This window comes from Fischerella sp., from assembly GCF_013388695.1.
GTDB lineage: Bacteria > Cyanobacteriota > Cyanobacteriia > Cyanobacteriales > Nostocaceae > PCC9605.
Window position 1 is genome coordinate 27,084 of record NZ_JACAEU010000014.1, and the last position, 19,128, is coordinate 46,211.

Genomic DNA, 19,128 nt, shown 5'->3' on the forward strand with positions numbered 1-19,128 from the left:
CCACTAACTACTATCTACTAACAACTATCTACTTATGGACATCGACTCTTTACTCCAACCCTTCCAAAAATTTGGCGTTCATCTGGGGTTGGAACGTATAGTGAAATTATTGACAAATCTTGGTAGTCCACATCACCAAGTTCCGGTAATTCACGTTGCTGGCACTAATGGTAAGGGTTCTGTTTGTGCCTATCTTTCTTCGGTTCTCACGGAGGCAGGTTATCGCACAGGACGTTATACTTCTCCTCACCTAGTTGATTGGACAGAACGCATTTGCCTTAACGAACAGCCTATTTCTTCTGAGGAATTTTGCAAATTATTACTGCAAGTCGAAGCTGCTATTGATCCGGATGAAGAGTCACCGACTCAATTTGAAGTGGTGACAGCAGCAGCTTGGTTGTATTTCGCTCAGCAAAAAATTGATATTGCAGTGGTAGAAGTAGGACTGGGAGGACGTTTGGATGCTACTAACGTTTGCGATCAACCCCTTGTTACTATTATCACATCTATTAGTCGCGAACACTGGCAGCAACTCGGGCCTACCATCGCTGATATTGCTAGAGAGAAAGCTGGTATTCTCAAGCCTGGATGCCCGGCTGTGATTGGCCTTTTGCCACCAGATGCAGAAAAAGTTGTGCGATCGCGCATTTTGGAATTACAATGCCCTATCTTTACACCCCAGCCAGCGCGTCAAATTTCTACTGGATGGGCAGAATATGAAAGATTGGGAGATGGGGAGAACCGGAGGTGGGGAGATCACCCCATTCAATACCCTTTGCCATTAGAGGGACAAATTCAGTTGACGAATTCAGCTTTAGCTTTAGCTGCGCTGCAAATCCTGCAAAAACAAGGTTGGCAGATTTCTGAGCAAGCCATAATTAACGGTATGGCCAAAACTAAGTGGCCGGGGCGGATGCAATGGACTACCTGGAAAAACCATAAATTATTGCTTGATGGTGCTCATAATCCAGCTGCTGCCCAAGTTTTGCGAGATTATGTAGATAGCCTAGATGTCCAAGCAGTCACTTGGGTGATGGGAATGCTTTCGACTAAAGAGCATGAGAAAATTTTTCAAGCCTTACTGCGACCCAATGACCAATTATATTTAGTACCAGTACCCGATCATAGTTCAGCTCATCCTAGTGAATTAGCACAGTTAGCTGGAAATATTTGCCCAAAATTGAGTATTTGTAGTACTTTCCCAGATTTAACATCCGCGCTAGAAGCGGCTTTTTCCTTGACAGATGATTTAGTCGTTTTATGCGGTTCGCTGTATTTAGTCGGACATTTTTTAAAAGAGTCAATAGTCACTAGTCAATAGTCAAGAGTTTGTTGACTATTGACTAATGACTATTGACTGTTCCACTCCTGTACTGCATCTTCTACGGCTTTATCTACCGTCTTTTCGTCTAGCATTGCTGCTTGCAGGTTCTCATAAATTGCCTTTTGCAGGAGATTGAAATTCTTCAAGGTTGGGGTTAGAATCTCTGCCTGTTGCAGTTGACTGGCACTGACTACACGCGCTTTATCTATATTAGAGGCATTTGCCGATACATCCTTAAAGTAACTGTCAGACAGCGCTTTTTTTGTAGATGGCAGGACATTTGCTTTTTTGGCAAATGCTAGCTGATTTTCGTCATTAGTAACAAACAGGGCAAATTTCACAGCGGCGTCTGGTTGTTTTGTGTCGCGCGGAATAACTACATTCATTACAGCGACATTTTTCTTACCGGTGTCACCAGTGATTTGTGGTGCTGTGGCGGAAGCTTTGGCGATCGCAGGCGCATTATTGGCAATCTGCTTGAGAAATTCGGGGCCTGAAGCTAGTAAAGCTGTTTCTCCTGCCTGGTATAACTCTATAGCATGACGATGTCCTTGTGTCAATACTTCTTTAGGAAGTAGTCCTTTTTTGTAAAGATCTACCCAATACTGAAATGCTGCTTTACCTTGAGGAGAGTTAAAGGCAGCTTTCCCTTCGGCATCCACTAGGGTTACTCCCATCTGCACGAAAGATTCTAAAACCTCACCGGAATCTTGCGGAACAAAAGTAACAAAAAAGGCATACTTACCAGTTTTATCTTTAATTTGTTGCGCCACCTGTGCCAATTCAGTGTAAGTAGCAGGTGGTTTATTTATACCTGCCTGTTTTAATAAATCAGTGTTATAAATAGTTAGCCGTGTGGTGAGATACCAGGGTATTCCAAAACTCTTACCATTCAGCGTGCTGGCTTTCCATATATTTGGCAGATATGCTGACTTTAGCTCATTTGGAACTTTTGTATCTAAATCTAACCAAGCATTTCGACCTGCTAATTGCGATGCAAAATCGGGATTCAGATTCACAACATCAGGTGGCGTTTTTGCGGAGACAGCTGTTAAAATTTTGTTTTCCATTTCCGCCCAAGGTATATCCACCCAGTTAACCTTTATACCTGAATTTTGCGATTCAAAAGTCGCAATCAGGCTTTGAAAGTAGTCGGTAAATTGAGGTTTGAGTTGCATCGTCCAAAACTCAATTGTTGCCACTCCTGAAGATGCCTGTTTTGTGCTTGGACTGACGTTACCCGTGCTGCAACTGACAATCCAGCTTGTCAATAAGCCAAGTAACGCCCAAACAGCTAATCTTTTACATTTTTGAATTTGAATCATTGTGCTTGTAGTTCAGTTAAACCGGGGTGAAAAATTGATGCAGAATTTTCGAGATTATAAAGTCATTAGTCAATAGTCAAGAGTCAATAGTCAATAGTTAAACTTAAGTTCTTTGGACTTTTGACTCTTGACTCTGGACTAAAATTTAAATTTTTCAACTTAGCAGTCATGCGGGCAAAACTGTGGTTAAAAGCTTCAAGAGTCTGTTTGGCAAATCAAAGGGCGGAGTCGGCATTGAGCTTTCTCCACAATGCGTAAATGTTGCTCGTTTACGCAAACAACGCCAAGGTCTGAAACTAGACGCCTTAACATCGGTACCAGTTCCAGAAGGTGTTTTTGTCGATGGTCAAATTGCCGATCCTCCAACAATGGCGCAAATCATCCAGCAGGCGCTCTCTGAGAGTAAAATCAATGCTTCTAGAGTTGCTACTGCCGTAACGGGACGAGATTCAATTGTGCGTCTGATACCCGTTCCAGCTGAGTTAGATGATAAGGAACTGCGAGAGATGGTGTTAAATCATGAAGCAGGTTTGTATTTGCCTTATCCTCGTGAAGAAGCTGATGTGGATTATCAGAAACTTGGGTACTTTGTAGATGAAGATGGCATAGAAAAGGTACAGGTGCTTCTGGTTGCGACTCGCAAAGAAATTACTGATACCTATATAAATACGTTCGAGCAAATAGGACTGCAAGTCGATGTTTTAGAGATTAACAGTTTTGCACTGATTCGGACAATTCGCGATCAGCTGCGGCAATTTAGCCCACAAGAAGCCGCTGTGCTAGTCGATATAGAGTTCGACAGCACGGAAATTGCGATCGTTGTCAATGGAGTACCGCAATTTTCGCGTACAGTTCCACTTGGGACTTATCAGATGCAAATGGCACTAGCAAGGGCAATGAACTTACCTGCATCACGAGACATGGAACTGTTGCAGGGAATGACCATTCCTTTAACTCCTATGGAGGGTGGAAAAACTGGTGTCACCGAAGCTAATCCTGGTATGGCAGCGATGATGCGGGTGTTGGGAGAACTTACGGATGAATTGCGCCGTTCCATCGATTTTTATTTGAATCAAAGTGAAAATTTGGAAGTAGCGCAGATTTTGCTGGCGGGACCGGGTGGCGGATTAGCACAGCTTGATGAGTTCTTCACACAACGATTGAGTTTACCAACCTCTCAAGTAGATCCAATTGGGTCTTTGTCACTGCAAGTTGACGAAGAAAAATTTCCAGCCGTGCAACGTCCCGGATTGGGAATAGTGCTTGGTCTTGGTGTGCGGGAGGCGTGAAAGGGAGAGTGGGAGATGGGGAAGGGGGGCCCCCACTTTGTGGGGATAAGGGGCAATGGGGAGATGGGGAGAGGGGGAGACTAACCACTAACCACTAACCACTAACCACTAACTACTAACTAATGACTAAAAATGTACAGTTTAGATATTAACTTTCTTAAAGACCGCCCAAATTTCCAGAAAAATACTGAAAAGAAGCCGAAATCATCACTCAAGCCGGGAAATTTAACACCTGTATTTATAGGAGTGGGGATTGGTGTGCTTTTCCCAGCTTTTGCGGGAACTGGTTGGTGGCTTTTGCAAGCGAAAAATGCCGAGTTAGAGCAGTTGATAGCGCAACTGGAGGAGGAGAGCAAGAGCTTAGATGCACAAATCGGTAGCATTAACAAAATTCGGGAAGAAACCAACAAAGTCAAGGGGGAAACGCAATCTTTAGTTGCCGTGTTCGATCAGATTCGTCCTTGGTCAGCAATGTTACAAGATTTGCGCGATCGCATTCCAGCGTCAGTACAAATTGAGAATGTTAGACAAACACCACCTGCTGCCCCAGTAGAGGGACAACCACCACCCAATCCCGCTGGCGGAATGGCAATTACTGGCTTAGCTCGCTCCTTTAACGATGTCAACGATTTTTTGCTGATTCTGCAACAATCTCGTTTCTTTAAAGCTAGTGAAGCAAAAATTGTCTCAGCAGAATTAGTAGATGCACCTATGAAAAATTTTCCTCCTCAAGGTGTAGCGATTAAACCACCTCAAATAGTCAGATACAACATTCAAACTAGCTTGAGCGATGTTCCCGCTTCGGAGTTAATCAGAGAGTTGGAGCAAAAAGGCACAGTGGGATTAGTCGCACGCATTCGCAGTCTACAACAAACAGGAGTCATTCAAAAATGACGCTGAGTGAAGATTTTAATTTTGTAGAAGGTGGGGAGTTCGAGGAAGGGGCATCATCAACCTACCCCGTTGTTTTTGGCATCACCTTCACACCCAAAATCATCGGCATCCTAGTGGGGGTGTTAGGATTTGCCGGGGCACTTTACATGTTGCTGAACTTGGTTGTGCCAGCTTGGGACACCTTTCAGCAACAGCAAGCAAAACAAAGTGAACTGCAAGGGCAAATTGACCAAAAGAAAGCCACCATCAAACAGATAGACAAGGTAAAGCAAGAGTTAGCAGATGCCAAACAACAACAAACCCAGGTGTTAGGATTGTTTGCTAACGAGAAAACTTTGGATACATTACTGCTGGATTTGAATCGTTTGGTTGAGTCTGGCAACGGTAAAATTTCTGCTAATGCTGTTAGAGCTAAACTGAAGAAATTTGTGCCAGCTTCAGATAAAGCTGAACCGATTACCGATGGTTCATTAGGGCTACAGGTTGACGGTAAGCTGAAACGCAGGAGCGTCAATATCGAAATTGTTGGCACTTATGAACAAACGCAATCAATTCTTCGCAATATTGAACGTTTGCAGCCTTTGTTGATAGTCAAGGACTATCAATCCACATTAGCTCCAGAACCTGCTCCAGAACCAGGTAAAGTGGCAATTAGGATGGGGCCAGCACCAATTTCTACATCTTTCCAATTACAGGCATTGATGCCGCTTACTCCAGAAGAAATTGCAGCTGTCCAAGCAGCGCTGAAGAAGTGATGGGGTGATGGGGAGTTGTCAATTAAAAATTAAAAATTTTGAATTTTACATTTTTAATTTTTAATTCCCCCAAGGGGAGGTGGGGAGAGAGATTTACTCTTTTTCCTGAAAACATGAATACTTGTAAGCTTTTCCACATTGAAATTGCATAATCTGGGCGGGCGAGACGCCCACCCCACAAGAAGTTCAAAAAAAATGTTCATGCAAATTAAATGTGTTTTAGCTTAACTGCAACAGCTTAATAGAGGGTTAAAGGTCATGTACAACTTTGTCTTAACCCCCCATATTTCGGGGGTTGGGAGATTTTTTCGCGCTCTTTTTGGTCAAAATTTACTCAAGGTTAAGTTTGTTTGTAGGTTTTCTCAGGCGATCGCTAACTATGAATGAAAATTCTCAAAATAATTTGATTAAACAGTGTTATTTTATGCAGGTTTTTAGGGAATTATAGCAACAACAGCGATCGCACTTACGCAAAAATACCATGTGTCTGAGTTAAATTTAATCCTGTCTTAACAGGTTTTAGTCGGAAATTTATTTCCGCCCTAGCTAGCTACACAAAAATTTCAAAAATTGTCTAGAAATCGGTTTAATGTGAGGAATGAACTGTGAAACAGCTTCACGGTAACAGTTTAATATTAGGCGCAACCGCTATAGTTTTCTTAGCGGCTCATCCAGCCCAAGCACAAGTTACTAAAATTACGGATGTGCAGCTAAAAACAGCTAATGGCGGAATCAACCTTATTTTAAAAACTTCTTCTGGCTCCCGCCCCCAAATTTTTACCACACAAAGAGGTAAAACTTTAGTTGCAGATATTATTAATACTCAACTACGCTTACCCCAAGGCAATAGCTTCCGCAAAGAAAACCCCGCTCCCGGAATTACCTCCATTGAAGTTACTCAGTTGGATGCCAATAGCATCAGAGTGTTGGTGATTGGGGCTGACAGCGCCCCTAGCAGCCAACCTGTAGACCGAGGAGCAAACGATATCACACTTGGCTTTGCTCCCACAGGAGGAACCACAGCATCAGCACCCACACCTCCCCAAGCACCTACGCCTAACCCAGCACCAGCACCCATACCAACCCCATCGGTTCCACCTGTCGTTCCTAATCCGCAAGTCAGCATTGATGGCACACCAGCGCAAACAGCCGGGCCGGGTCAACCTCCAACCCCAGCTCCGCCTTTCTTACCTAGAGCCGTCGCTCCACCAGTGGGAGACATAGCCATCTCTAATATTGATGCCTCTCCCAGCGCAGTTGACTTAGGAACTCAAGAACGTGTACCCCGCCTAGTGCTGCGAGATGCGCCGGTACGCGAAGTGCTGTCACTGCTTGCTCGTGCTGCTGGCTTGAACCTGGCTTATACAGGAGCCGATGCAACTGGAACACAAGGAGGACAAGGAGGACAGACAATTTCTCTAGATATAGAAAACGAGCCAGTGCAAGATGTGTTTAACTATGTCTTGCGTTTGAGTGGTCTGGAAGCTAACCGTAGCGGACGCACAGTTTTTGTAGGGCCGAAACTACCCAATTCCACACGTGATGTGGTGATGCGGAACCTGCGACTTAATCAGGTCACGATAGGAACTGCCCTAAACTTTTTGGTGTCCTTGGGTGCAGAAAGTGCTGTCAACCGCGAACGACAAGTAACCAACGTCAGTGCAGTGCCTGTAGCTGCTGGAGCCGCTCCGATTACTCAAACTCAAACAACTACAGAAACAAGAGTTGAAACTCAACGCATTGATTTTCAAGATTCCAAGCCTCTACTCCGAGGTTTGCAGGCATTAGGAGACGAGCGTACAAATTCCCTGACTTTGATTGGCCCTCCTAGACTAGTTGAGATTGCAATGGCTCAACTTACTCAATTGGATATTCGGCGTCGGCAAGTAGCAGTTAACGTCAAGATTATCGATGTTAACCTTTTAAATACCAAAGATGTTAACACTAGTTTTTCCTTTGGCGTTGGCAATAACTTCTTTGTCAATGATGGCGGTGCTGCATCTCTGAATTTTGGTGGTTCTAGACCACCCACTAGTGCAGAAGCAGCAACCAGTGTGAGTAGTACACCTGTGATCAGCAATCCAATTACAGGAAAGCCATTCTTTGACCAAAACGGGTCTTTTACAGTACCGAATGGAGGCTCAGGTCTGAGAGTTATACAAGACGGTCTAGTTGTGCAGGACATTCCAGGAGATGCGACCTTCCTCCAACCTGTTTCTCCAACAGACAGCGATCCAACTCAACCTGGTCTTTCCAATTTCACACCAGGAACGCCAGATACGGTAACGATTACTACTGACCCCACGACTGGAAGACGAACTGCTAGTTTTGCAGAAGGTGCGCGTGCAACTGCTGAATTCAGTTTGCCAACTTTATACCAGTTCCCTAAACGTTTTCTTTTGAGTTTGCAATCTCAGGTGCAAAGTGGCAATGCCAAAATTTTGACCGACCCGACTTTAATTGTGCAAGAAGGTCAAACAGCTAATGTTAACCTGACTCAGCAAGTAGTAGGAAACATTAAGAACGAAATCACTCGCGGTGATGGCAGTTCTACACAAACTGTGACAGCGGAGAAAGAGGATGTGGGTTTAACCTTAGCTGTCAAAGTCGATCGCGTTGATGACAATGGTTTTGTCTCTCTATCGGTAGCTCCTACTGTCAAAGCACCCCAAGCATCAGAAAATATTAATTTAGGTTCAGGTGGTAGCCAAAGAATATTTTTGGTGTCTCAGCGATCGCTCAATTCTGGCTTGGTTCGCCTGCGCGATGGTCAAACGCTAATTCTCAGCGGTATCATTCAAGACACAGATAGAGCGACTGTTTCCAAGATTCCGATCTTAGGTGATATTCCCCTCATTGGTTCGCTGTTTAGAAGGACAAATAAACAGAACCAGCGCAATGAGGTAATTGTGTTGCTCACACCTCAAGTTATGGATGATTCTGAGCGTTCTTCTTTTGGCTATAACTATACTCCTAGCCCAGAGGTGCGACAAATGCTTGAGCGTCGTGGCTTGCAGGTTCCGAAGCGATGAGTAGCCATCATGACCTGTGTACACCAGAATGAATGAAAAACCTCACCCCTTCCCCTCTCCTTGCTAATACCAATCCGCATTTGGAACTGTAATTTTGTCATACTGAGCGTAACGAAGTGAAGCGAAGTATCTCGCGAGATTCTTCACTTCGCTATCGCTCCGTTCAGAATGACACTTTAGAATGCAAATTGGTATAAGGAGAGGGGTGTCCGATAGGACGGGGTGAGGTTGATTTTCAAACCAGATGAGGAGGCGGGGAGATGGCGATTCCTCGCCTCTTTCCCAAAAAAAATGTGGTTCAAATCTGTGTAATTTTTCCAAAGAAGTTTTAATGGATTACTTCGGTTTAAAAACATTGTCAGAGTTATACGAGCGTCGAAGCGATGCTGAATAACGCGAATTACCTATCACTACTGAGAAGCTCGCGATCGCTGTCTGCTTGCAGCACCGCTGGGAGATATCACTTTATAGAGCGATCGCTCTATTCTGGTTTGATTCGCCCGCACGATGTGCAAATACTCATTCTTACCCCATCTTGACCTACTTTTCTATCTCCTCATTAGTGTGGTTTGGTGAATTCCTTGAAACTCTAGAATGAATCTATCTGTCAACCGCCCCACCCACAAGGGGATGGGGCTTGTAACTAACCGATAAATTGAAGACAAGGCAAATGCAGAGTATAAAATTACGCTCTCATGTGGGCAAAGATGGGATTTTACATTTAGAAATTCCAGTGGGTATAACGGACAAAGATTTAGAAGTGATGGTGATTTTTCAGCCACTAGAACTATCGGCGCAGATGAAAACACCAGAAGAATTGGGCTGGCCTGCTGGTTTTTTTGAGCAGACTTATGGTAGTTGCCAGGATGACCCTATTGTTATTGATTCTGAGGGTGTGTTTGAGCAAAGAGAAGAAATCTTGTGAGGTATTTGTTAGATACCAATGTTTGCATCCGTTATCTCAATGGTAGGTCGGTGGCAATTAGGGAACGTTTGCAGGCAACAAGAGTAGCAGATATTGCTGTGTGTTCGATAGTCAAGGCAGAGTTATTTTATGGAGCGATGAGAAGCAATCATCCTGAGCGAACATTAGCCAGACAGCAACAATTTCTCAATTTGTTTGTTTCTCTGCCTTTTGATGATGCTGCTGCAATAATATACGGACATATTCGCGCTGACTTGGCTGTGAGTGGAACTCCCATTGGTCCCAATGACTTACAAATTGCATCTATTGCCTTGGCGAATAGTTTAATATTAGTAACGCATAATACAGGTGAATTTGGTCGGGTAAACGGGTTGCAGATAGAAGATTGGGAGGAAGCCCGTTAGATAGCGATACAGGTCGATAAATTTACAGAACTTATAATCAAGTTCTTAGTGGCTTAATCAATATGATTCATAATTCTAAATCTTGGTTAATAAAACATTAAAACAGAGATAGAGAAAGATTTTCTCTCCTCACTACCTCTACTTCCCCTACCCCCATATCTCTAACAAATCTCCCTGTTCCCCTCGCAACAGGGGTTTTTTCTAAGTATTTTTTCTTACTTTTGCGGGTGTTTTTAGTGAAACAAACACCCTTTTTAAATAAAAAATCCTGAAATCTATATAAATTAATGGTTTCATCTATCCACTTCTGGCTTGAACACTTTAGAATGATTCATTGAAAAGTCGAGCCTATGAGAGTTACAGCGTTTTTAAGCATAAATACTCAAAAAGGTGACTTTGTAAATCTCAAAACAGGGGTTTAAGTAAAGATGCGTCAAGGCGCATCTGTACGCAATCTCAAGTAAAACTCAAGGAGTTTGACATGAACAAAGGTGAATTAGTTGATGCCGTAGCTGAAAAGGCTAGCGTAACCAAAAAACAAGCTGATGCAGTCTTAACTGCTGCTTTGGAAACGATCATTGAAGCTGTTTCTTCTGGCGATAAAGTGACGTTGGTGGGATTTGGTTCTTTTGAATCACGCGAACGCAAAGCCCGCGAAGGACGCAACCCCAAAACCAACGAAAAGATGGAAATTCCTGCAACTAAGGTTCCTGCCTTCTCTGCTGGAAAGCTGTTTAGAGAAAAAGTTGCACCCCCAAAATCTTAATCAGTGGTGTTTTTCTAGGGAACTCTTGTTTGATGCGGCAAACAGCACACGGGGGGAATTTAGCTTGGGCAGCGGCACTGGCTGGCTGTTCCCCTGGTGCTATTGTTGATTTTTCTGCGAGTATCAGCCCGTTGGGACCCCCAAGCAGTGCGTTAACTGCAATTGAGTCTCAACTGGGTAATCTTAGGCACTATCCTGACCCTGACTACCATGAACTGAGACAGGCTCTGGGTCAGTTTCATCAACTGCCGCCTGAGTGGATTCTGCCGGGTAATGGTTCGGCAGAATTACTGACACTAGCAGGAAAAGAATTTGCAGAATTCGCCGCAACAGCTTTAATTACTCCAGCCTTTGGCGACTACTACCGATCGCTAACGGCATACGACGCTCAAGTGCTGGAATTTCCTCTTTCTTTAGTCAACGGTCATTTGTCATCGATTCTTGACAAACGACAAATGACACAGGACAAAGGACTACTCCTAAATAACCCCCATAACCCAACGGGAAAGTTATTTTCGCGAGCAGACATTTTGCCCTACCTAGAGGAATTTGCTTTGGTAGTGGTGGATGAGGCGTTTATGGATTTTCTGCCTCCGCATCAGGAACAAAGCCTGATTGGGGAAGTGCAAAAATATCCCAATTTGGTAATTTTGCGATCGCTAACCAAGTTCTACAGTCTCCCTGGATTGCGGTTAGGTTATGCGATCGCTCATCCCGATCGTTTGCGGCGCTGGCAGTCTTGGCGTGACCCCTGGCCAGTCAACATCCTTGCCCAAGCCGCAGCAGTTGCCGCAGTAGGCGATCGGGAGTTTCAGGAGCAAACCTGGGCATGGCTACCAGCGACACGCAACCAACTGTTTGAGGGTTTAGCCCAAATTCCAGGTTTGCAACCCTTGCCAAGCGCTGCTAACTTTTTACTTGTGAAATCACAGCAGCCTAGTTCCCAATTGCAGCAACAACTACTCAAGCATCACCAGATTTTAATCCGTGATTGCTTGAGTTTCCCTGAACTTGGCGATCGCTATTTTCGTGTTGCTGTACGCTTATGTTCTGAGAATCAGCGTTTATTAGACGCTATTTCATTAGTCCAGAGTCCAGAGTCAAAAGTCCAGAGTCAAAATATTGACCCTTGACTCTTGACCCTTGACCCTTGACCCTTGACCCTTGACCCTTGACTAATGACTATTGACTACGATGTCGTAATTATTGGTGGCAGTCTTGCAGGGCGTGAGGCTGCCCTTATGGCAACCCAATTAAGAGCCAAAGTCGCTTTGGTAGAGCCAAAAACTAATTATGAATTTATTCATCACCACGTTTTTAGCGAGATAGGCAAATTCTCTCGTCAGGTAAGTAATGCTGGGCAATTTGGTCTTGGAGTTTTATACCCTGACACCGCAGAAAAATACCAAATTTCTGTGGCATGGCCAGAAGCAATGCTGTATGCTCGCGGCATTGCCTCCAATATCGAAGAACAGCATTCACCTGTTATCTTAGCTGCCCGAGGTGTTGATGTTATTGTCGGTGAGGGTCAGTTTCAATCCTCACCAAATTTGACATTTGTTGTTAATGACCGTTTGTTACGGGCACGTACCTATTTACTGGCTAGTGGTTCAGTTCCAATAATTCCAGAGATTGAAGGATTGCAAAAAACAGGCTTTCTTACCCTGTCTAATATTTGGCAGTCCCTTAGCAGTTCTGTATCACCTAAAAATTGGGTAATTATTGGCGGTGTCCCCCAAAGCATCGAGTTAGCGCAAACTTTAGTGCGATTGGGTTGCAGCGTTACCTTAGTAATAAATCGTCCCTCTATAATTAGCCATACCGATCCAGAAATAGCTCTACTCTTACAAGCGCAACTGGAAGCAGAGGGTGTGCGTGTCCTTACCCACACAGCAGTTACTCAGGTGCGGTTAATAGACGATAAAAAGTGGCTTCAGGTGGGAGATAAGGCGATTGAAACAGATGAAATTGTAGTAGCAACTGCACAGCAGCCGAATATTAAATCTCTTAATTTGGCTGCGGTAGGTGTGAAATGGCATCATCGTCGCCTGGTAGTGAATGACAAACTCCAAACTACAAACCACCGCATATTCGCTTGTGGTGATGTAATTGGTGGCTATGAATTTCCTCACATTGCTAATTATGAAGCAAGAATTGCTATAAAAAATGCTCTATTTTTACCCTGGAATAAAGTCAATTATAGTTGTATTCCGTGGGGAGTATTTTCTCAGCCCATGTTGGCGCAAGTTGGTATGACAGAAGCACAAGCAAAACGCCAATATCATCAAGATGAAATTTTAGTGTTACGACAATATTTCAAAACCCTGGCAGCAGCCCAAATCCAAGAAGAAACCACAGGTATTTGTAAATTTATTGTTCGACGTAATGGAGAAATTTTAGGGGCTTCCATATTAGGAGCAGAAGCTATTGAGTTAATTAATGTTATTGCTTTGGCGATCGCCAAAAAAATAAAAATTGATCGCATAGCGAATTTATCTCCTATCTCTGTGAGTTTTTCAGAGATTTTAGAAAAAACTGCAAACGAGTGGAATCAGCAAATGTTCCAAAGTAATACTATGTTGCAAGAATTTTTAGAAAGTTTTTTTCATTTCCGTCGCGATTGGAATTTATGAATGGGAGATGGGGTGATGGGGTGTAGACGCGCAAGCGGCTTCCTGTAGGGTAGGGGTGATGGGGTGATGGAGAGAAGAACTCTTGACTCTTGACTCTTGACTCTTGACTTGACTCATAGCTTTTTATTCTTCCCTTCTGATAGTGAAACACTACCAATACCTTGTAAAATACCACGAACAATCAAACCTAAACCTCGACCAACTACTTGCGTTAGTACGAAGACGACTCCCCTACCTAAGAAAGATAGTAGCGATCGCAGACGAGGCGCGATCGCATCACCAAATTCTAGCCCTAAAGTCACCAATAGAGCAATTCCTGAAAGTTGGGCTAACTCTTGCCCACGGGGAGCATAAATTGAAGTTTTGGCGATACCGCGTGGAGCAAATACGAATAGTTCATAGCGGCTTTCAAAAATTGCCTTCGGTTCTGTTACATAATTTCTCATCCGATATTTCCAAGACAAATTATTTCTGAAACGTTCCATTTCTCGCGTCGAAATTAATTTGCGGTCATAAAAATTTTGCTTAATATCTTCTACATCTGCTAAATAGCTTAGTAGTGGTTGTACTACACCATTACCTATCTGAATTAATAAATTTTCTAACAACATTTCTGCTTGCTGATTAGCTTCAAAACTACCCGCCGGATAGTTTGTATTGTCAATAGTCAAATTTGTTTGAAATAGCAAATAATTAAACAATTCTACAACAAACGGAATTTGCTTGAGAATTTCTGCTTGCACTACTGCCGAATTTTGTAGTAAAATTTTCACTATTTCGACACGATTATTACCTAATCTCACTAGAGAAAACTTACCAAAAAACTCTGTAGTTACTTCTTCCCATAAATCATACAAGATTGTATTTTTGAGTTCAGATAATTGCTTGATTTCAATTTTAGAACTACGTAGCTCATCCAGAACCTCAGCAATTTTTTGCAAAATCAAATAAAGCAATTCTCGTTTTTTATCTGGGCGCAAAATGTCGATTTCCAATGGTACATCTGTAATATTTTGCAAAGGCGATTGCAGTTTATTAATACAAGATGCAAATAGTTTTGCTTGCAGCGCTCTGGGGCTAAGTAGAGAGGGGGCATTTTTGGCGATCGCACTACTAGAGAGATTTACGGGAGGGGGTGGTAGTTGTTCGGAAATATCTGCTATTTGCTCATCTACTGGCTGTGGTTGTGGTGTCGCCAACAAATGATTAACTAGCCAACGAGCCGCTAGCAATTCTCGTCGCTGTCCCGCTAAAATTGCCCGTTCTAGTTCTGGCTGTCCGGGAACTTGCAAACGTGCCGTCACTGCTGCCAAGTTGGCGTCTATTTGAGCAGTTCCTGATAAACGCAGTTTTTCTAAAAATCTCAAGAAAGGACTTTGGGAAAAATGAGGAGTTCTTATTCTCCCTACCTCCCCACCTCCCCCCGGTTCCCAATACCAATAGGAACGACCTGCTGCCACTTCTTGCATGGCAGTGACTATTTCAGAAACAGGTGTACCTTTGGGGCAGTAACCATCTATACCAGCTGTCCTAGCTGCCAATAGCAACCCTTGGTTTTGAAGAGAGCTGAGGAGCAAGATTGGTAGGTTGGGATACTGAGTTTTCAATTGCCGACACAGTTGTAAACCTAGTTGCTGGCTGGGAATAGAGCGACCGTTGCCAAGTTCCAAGACAACTAAATTCACGCTGGTAGGGTCTTTTTGGGCAAGTTCTGCTAAAATCTGCAACACACTGGTATCTGTGTCTGCCTCTGATACCACCTGCAAATCAGAAAATTCTTCTAGAGCAACCCGTAATCCTAGTCGGAAAATAGGATCTTGGTCAACCAGCAATAATTTCAGAGGGCGATCGCTCATAATCCACTTGAAAATACTTTTGATGCTGTTTTTCTCAAATCGAAAACAGCTTTGATATCTAACTTATCCCCTCATTGTCACCTGTTTGTGAAGACAAAAAAATCGATGATAATTGCCATAGGCAGCCATTAAATATGTAATTAAATGAACTTGAGTATTCGGCATTGGTTGGCAGAATATTATCTAGAAATACCTGAAATCGCAGGATTATCGCCCGGACAGATAGCAGTTATTGCCTTCCGTATTGTTCAGGATATGGAAGTCAAAAGTTTGATGCCTTTAGACATTTGTACTCTAGCAGAAGTGTTAGAACTACCCCTAGATACAGTTTGGCAGGAAATCAGCGTAATTGCTCAGTTGACAGCCAGCCTTGCCCGCGCAATTACGCAAAAAAAGCCATTAAAACGCAATGAAGGTACATGGTTGGCATTTCAAATTGCCTACCTGCAAGGTTTGCAACAAGTTCTTGATTGGGAACACAACTTACGAAGACCTTGGCTAGACCGGGTAATGCTGGGCGATGTTCCGACACGAAGACACAAAGACACAAAGACACGGAGACATGGGCGACCTCTGCAAGATCCTCAACTGCAAGGGCTACTCAAAACTCTTCGTCCAGGAAAACTCAGCGATACTCAAGCTGAACAAGCCCTGAGTTTGGTTGCAGATTCATTACTGGTGCAACAGATGAATAATGCTGCTGTAGCGTGGTTTATCGCCAATGGTGTGGAGGAAGCAGAAGCTAAATTGATAACGCAGCGCCTCCAAAATTCTTTGAGCGGTCATTTACTGGCAGTCATAGCTGAAAATGCCCCTCCTTTAGCCCAGCTGCAAAAATTTGTTGGATTGGGAAATTCACTGTCTGCTAGCTCGACTGATACTGATAAGGAACTACAACCCCCAGAAATAAGCTTAAGTGTAGGTGACAAAATTGACTTATACAGGGAATACTACCGAGCCAGTTTAATGCAGAAGCAGTCTGAACCTTTGCTGATGGAATCCTTTTCTCTTAAGGATATTTATGTTCCCCCAAACGGCTTACCAATCAATGAGAGTGATTCCCAACCAGAGCAAAAAACTGCTAAATCAGTTGATTTAATGACATGGGCACAGCAACAATTAACTGATTTAAAAACTATTACTGCGATCGAGTCGGAACCTGGTTATGGAAAAACTAGTTTCTGTCAAATGTGGGCAGCAACTGTAGCAAAAGAACTTTACCCTACGTGGATGCCGATACTAATTCGCCTGCGGGATATAAAGTACGGTAAAAATTTAGCAGAAACGCTGAATTCTGGTTTTACAGGTCATTCTCAAACTAACCTTTGTGATTGGTTGCAACAAGACTATCCCCGGTGTCTTTTGCTGCTAGATGATCTGGATGAACTACCTGTTTCTCATCAAGGTAATCGAGCAAAAATCATTTTTATGCAGCAGTTACTCAATCTGCAATCTCAATCTCGCCATAAGATTGTGTTGACGAGTCAGTCAAAAACTTTGCAGGAAATTAGCAAAGAACTAGCACTGCCATTGCGGCGAATTCGCATTCAGCCCTGGGATCAGGAAGAGTGGAGACAATGGTTTCAACAGTGGGCAAAAGTGCAATCATTGCCCATCGCCCAAAACTTCTTTACTTTTCTCAAACAGTCAGGATTATTTTCTGCTACATCCAAGCTACCGCAACTTTCTCACCTTGTCCGTCAACCTTTAATGCTTTATTTGTTGGGTGTTTTACATCGGGACGGACTGCTAGATGATGAACTATTACTACTAGCTGCCAATACTCAAGCAAAAACCAACGCAACGCTTTTATGGGAAATTCACCATCGGTTAAATCGCTGGTTGTTGGGTTATCCTCAACCTGGTGGCATCAAGACAATGCTGTTGCGATCGGGTTCAAATTATATCCATCGTACACAAGATGCGATCGCCAATCTTCTCCAAGGTCGCCATCCCCAAGATGTACTCGCACAAATGCAAGCGATCGCGTTACAAATTTTGCACTCCCAACGCCATCAAATTGATTTACCTGACGAAGCGAATAACACGACGCTACCAGCTTTTTATTTTAAGAGTCAAGAGTCAAGGGTCAAGAGTTATTTTTCTTATTCTTCCCCTACTCCTCCTACTCCCGATTGTAGAATTGAATTCTCTCATCCCAAATTAGGAAGATTTCTCTGCGTTCAAGCTATTGTTACTCAACTAAAATTACTCACCCAACGCCAAGAAAGCGCTTATGGTGAAATTAAGTTTGTGCTGGAATCTCCTAGTAGCATTGCTCAGCATGTTTATAATTTACTCGGTTTCGGAATTCTCAGTCAGGAAATACAAGAACTTGTGATTGAGGGTTTAGAGAGGGAACCAAAGCAAGAGTTCTCCTTTGAGATATTGTGCGATCGCCTGCTGCCTTTTTGGTATGCTTACTGTCGAGGTCGTTGGTTAGACGAAGGTATCACACACAAAGCTTTAACTCATTTTCAGGCACTGCAAAACCCCGTAAATGTAGAACAAGTAAATGCAGCTGTGGGATTGAATGTGTTTTTATTGCTTTGTGCTTGTCATCAAAAAACGAAAGTTCCGTTTTGGCCTTGTGGCAATCCAGACAATTTGGCACAATTCCAGCCAGAAGCACTAATGATGCTGATTGCTAGAACAGCAGTTTTAGATAAAGCTGCTTTCGCCACACACCTGCACTCAACATCCCTTGTTTCTCTCAATTTATCAGCAGCTTACTTGCCACAAGTAGTGTTATCTGGCGCAAATCTTGAGCAGATAGATTTATCAAATGCTGAGTTAATAGGGGCAAATTTAGCCGGAGTCAGCTTGCAAGGAGCAAATCTTGCATACGCGAACCTCACAGGGGCAAATCTCACACGCGCCAACCTGACAGGTACAAAACTCACAGGTGCCAATCTCACAGGTGCCAATCTCACAGGAGTGAATTTCCAGTCAGTCAATGTCACTAACACCTGCTTATTTGAAGCTATTCTAAGCGACATCAACAGAGAGATTGCCGCTATCAATGGTGCAATTTTCTCATTAGAAGAGTTTCAAGCAATTAAAAGTTTGCTGTTAGAGTCGTCTTATACCGATATCTCCATCTCCTCTTCCTCTGAAAACACAGCCGCTTGGTTAAAAGATACCTCTGAAGTCACGCTAATTGAAAGTGCAGAAGGCAAACCAATTTTGTCAGCGGATTTATATGAGGATTATGGTGATGATGAGACAATTTTGGGCTGAATTTTTAACGGCTAGGGAATAAAAATTATGAATTATGAATTATGAATTATGAAATTTTCAGCATTCATGATTCTCACCCACTCCCTATGCCCAGTCCCCAGTCCCCAGTTCTTAATCTTTGGAATCACGATAACCGTAAAAGTTAATACTGTAGTCAGTGATCCGAACTCCTGTTTGTTCTTCAACTAAGCGGATGATATCTTCTGGCAATGTTACATGAACATCTAATATTTGGTTAGTATCAAGACAGTTGACATGGCTGTGAGAGTCACTGATATTGCCGTATAAACGCCCGTCGCAGCGTTCAATACATTCAATGATGCCACTAGAAGATAATGCTTCTAAATTTTGGTATACAGAAGTATGACCGATCGCTTTACCTTGCTGATTGAGGCGATCGTAAATTTCTCTAGCAGACAGATGCTCTTTTGCTTGCCAAAGTAATTCCAGAATGAACCGACGCTGGCGACTGACGCGCATACCCAGCGCTTGACACTGCTCTAGGGCATCTTCTAAAGAACGAATTGGTTGTGTAGATATCGTCGGTTTTTGCATATTTTATGCTTTTTAACTGTTCGGGCAATTTTTTCTTGTGAATATTTATTTGTTATTTTATATATCTAAGCATTATGCACTCCCCCAGGTTGCCTTTCACTATTGCTGTGGAAATCACATACTCAGCGAG

Annotated in this window: 16 protein-coding genes; 12 read left to right on the forward strand and 4 right to left on the reverse strand. The window is 43.2% G+C overall.

The features are described 5' to 3' along the window. Positions 1-34: 34 nt before the first annotated feature. The gene (locus tag HXY43_RS02495; RefSeq protein WP_290879578.1) at positions 35-1,321 is read left to right on the forward strand and encodes a folylpolyglutamate synthase/dihydrofolate synthase family protein; all 1,287 of its coding nucleotides are present in this window, start codon (positions 35-37) and stop codon (positions 1,319-1,321) included. 29 nt (positions 1,322-1,350) lie between these two features. Here the strand turns inward: HXY43_RS02495 and HXY43_RS02500 are convergent, their stop codons facing one another. Beyond that, positions 1,351-2,649, reverse strand: coding sequence for a sugar ABC transporter substrate-binding protein (locus HXY43_RS02500; protein WP_290879580.1), 1,299 nt, complete (start codon positions 2,647-2,649; stop codon positions 1,351-1,353). A gap of 182 nt (positions 2,650-2,831) precedes the next feature. Here HXY43_RS02500 and pilM point away from each other — a divergent pair, with 182 nt between their 5' ends. From pilM to HXY43_RS02550, 10 genes are all read left to right on the forward strand, one after another. Further along, positions 2,832-3,938, forward strand: coding sequence for a type IV pilus assembly protein PilM (pilM, locus tag HXY43_RS02505; RefSeq protein ID WP_290879582.1), 1,107 nt, complete (start codon positions 2,832-2,834; stop codon positions 3,936-3,938). A 132-nt stretch (positions 3,939-4,070) separates the two neighbouring features. After that, entirely contained in the window at positions 4,071-4,832 is a 762-nt protein-coding gene (locus HXY43_RS02510; RefSeq protein WP_290879584.1) for a PilN domain-containing protein, read from the forward strand. Next, on the forward strand, positions 4,829-5,587 hold the full coding sequence (locus tag HXY43_RS02515) for a pilus assembly protein PilO (RefSeq protein WP_290879588.1): 759 nt from the start codon (positions 4,829-4,831) through the stop codon (positions 5,585-5,587). Before HXY43_RS02510 ends, HXY43_RS02515 begins: the two co-directional genes overlap by 4 nt. A 605-nt stretch (positions 5,588-6,192) precedes the next feature. After that, positions 6,193-8,619: a type IV pilus secretin family protein gene (locus HXY43_RS02520; protein ID WP_290879589.1), complete on the forward strand. Its 2,427-nt coding sequence runs from the start codon at positions 6,193-6,195 to the stop codon at positions 8,617-8,619. 383 nt (positions 8,620-9,002) lie between these two features. Then, on the forward strand, positions 9,003-9,158 hold the full coding sequence (locus tag HXY43_RS02525) for a hypothetical protein (RefSeq protein WP_290879592.1): 156 nt from the start codon (positions 9,003-9,005) through the stop codon (positions 9,156-9,158). A gap of 131 nt (positions 9,159-9,289) precedes the next feature. Then, positions 9,290-9,544: a hypothetical protein gene (locus HXY43_RS02530; protein WP_290879594.1), complete on the forward strand. Its 255-nt coding sequence runs from the start codon at positions 9,290-9,292 to the stop codon at positions 9,542-9,544. Then, positions 9,541-9,948: a type II toxin-antitoxin system VapC family toxin gene (locus tag HXY43_RS02535; protein ID WP_290879597.1), complete on the forward strand. Its 408-nt coding sequence runs from the start codon at positions 9,541-9,543 to the stop codon at positions 9,946-9,948. The genes HXY43_RS02530 and HXY43_RS02535 overlap by 4 nt, the downstream gene beginning before the upstream one ends. Positions 9,949-10,429: 481 nt before the next feature. After that, positions 10,430-10,714, forward strand: coding sequence for an HU family DNA-binding protein (locus tag HXY43_RS02540; protein WP_009457351.1), 285 nt, complete (start codon positions 10,430-10,432; stop codon positions 10,712-10,714). Positions 10,715-10,746: 32 nt separating this feature from the next. Further along, complete coding sequence (gene cobD / locus HXY43_RS02545; RefSeq protein ID WP_290879632.1) at positions 10,747-11,847, forward strand: threonine-phosphate decarboxylase CobD; 1,101 nt, start codon at positions 10,747-10,749, stop codon at positions 11,845-11,847. 45 nt (positions 11,848-11,892) lie between these two features. Continuing rightward, positions 11,893-13,347, forward strand: a complete 1,455-nt coding sequence (locus HXY43_RS02550) for an NAD(P)/FAD-dependent oxidoreductase (RefSeq protein ID WP_290879634.1) — start codon at positions 11,893-11,895, stop codon at positions 13,345-13,347. Here HXY43_RS02550 and HXY43_RS02555 read toward each other — a convergent pair. Both HXY43_RS02555 and HXY43_RS02560 read right to left on the reverse strand, forming a co-directional pair. Then, a complete protein-coding gene (locus tag HXY43_RS02555; protein ID WP_290879636.1) occupies positions 13,342-13,464 on the reverse strand; it encodes a hypothetical protein in 123 nt (40 codons plus the stop codon). The genes HXY43_RS02550 and HXY43_RS02555 overlap by 6 nt on opposite strands. Continuing rightward, positions 13,461-15,203: a DUF3685 domain-containing protein gene (locus HXY43_RS02560; RefSeq protein ID WP_290879639.1), complete on the reverse strand. Its 1,743-nt coding sequence runs from the start codon at positions 15,201-15,203 to the stop codon at positions 13,461-13,463. Before HXY43_RS02560 ends, HXY43_RS02555 begins: the two co-directional genes overlap by 4 nt. Positions 15,204-15,347: 144 nt before the next feature. Here HXY43_RS02560 and HXY43_RS02565 point away from each other — a divergent pair, with 144 nt between their 5' ends. Continuing rightward, positions 15,348-18,443: a pentapeptide repeat-containing protein gene (locus HXY43_RS02565; RefSeq protein WP_290879642.1), complete on the forward strand. Its 3,096-nt coding sequence runs from the start codon at positions 15,348-15,350 to the stop codon at positions 18,441-18,443. Between the two features lie 111 nt (positions 18,444-18,554). On the opposite strand, the gene HXY43_RS02570 is transcribed toward HXY43_RS02565, so the two are convergent. Next, on the reverse strand, positions 18,555-18,998 hold the full coding sequence (locus HXY43_RS02570) for a Fur family transcriptional regulator (protein WP_026730885.1): 444 nt from the start codon (positions 18,996-18,998) through the stop codon (positions 18,555-18,557). Positions 18,999-19,128: the final 130 nt, after the last annotated feature.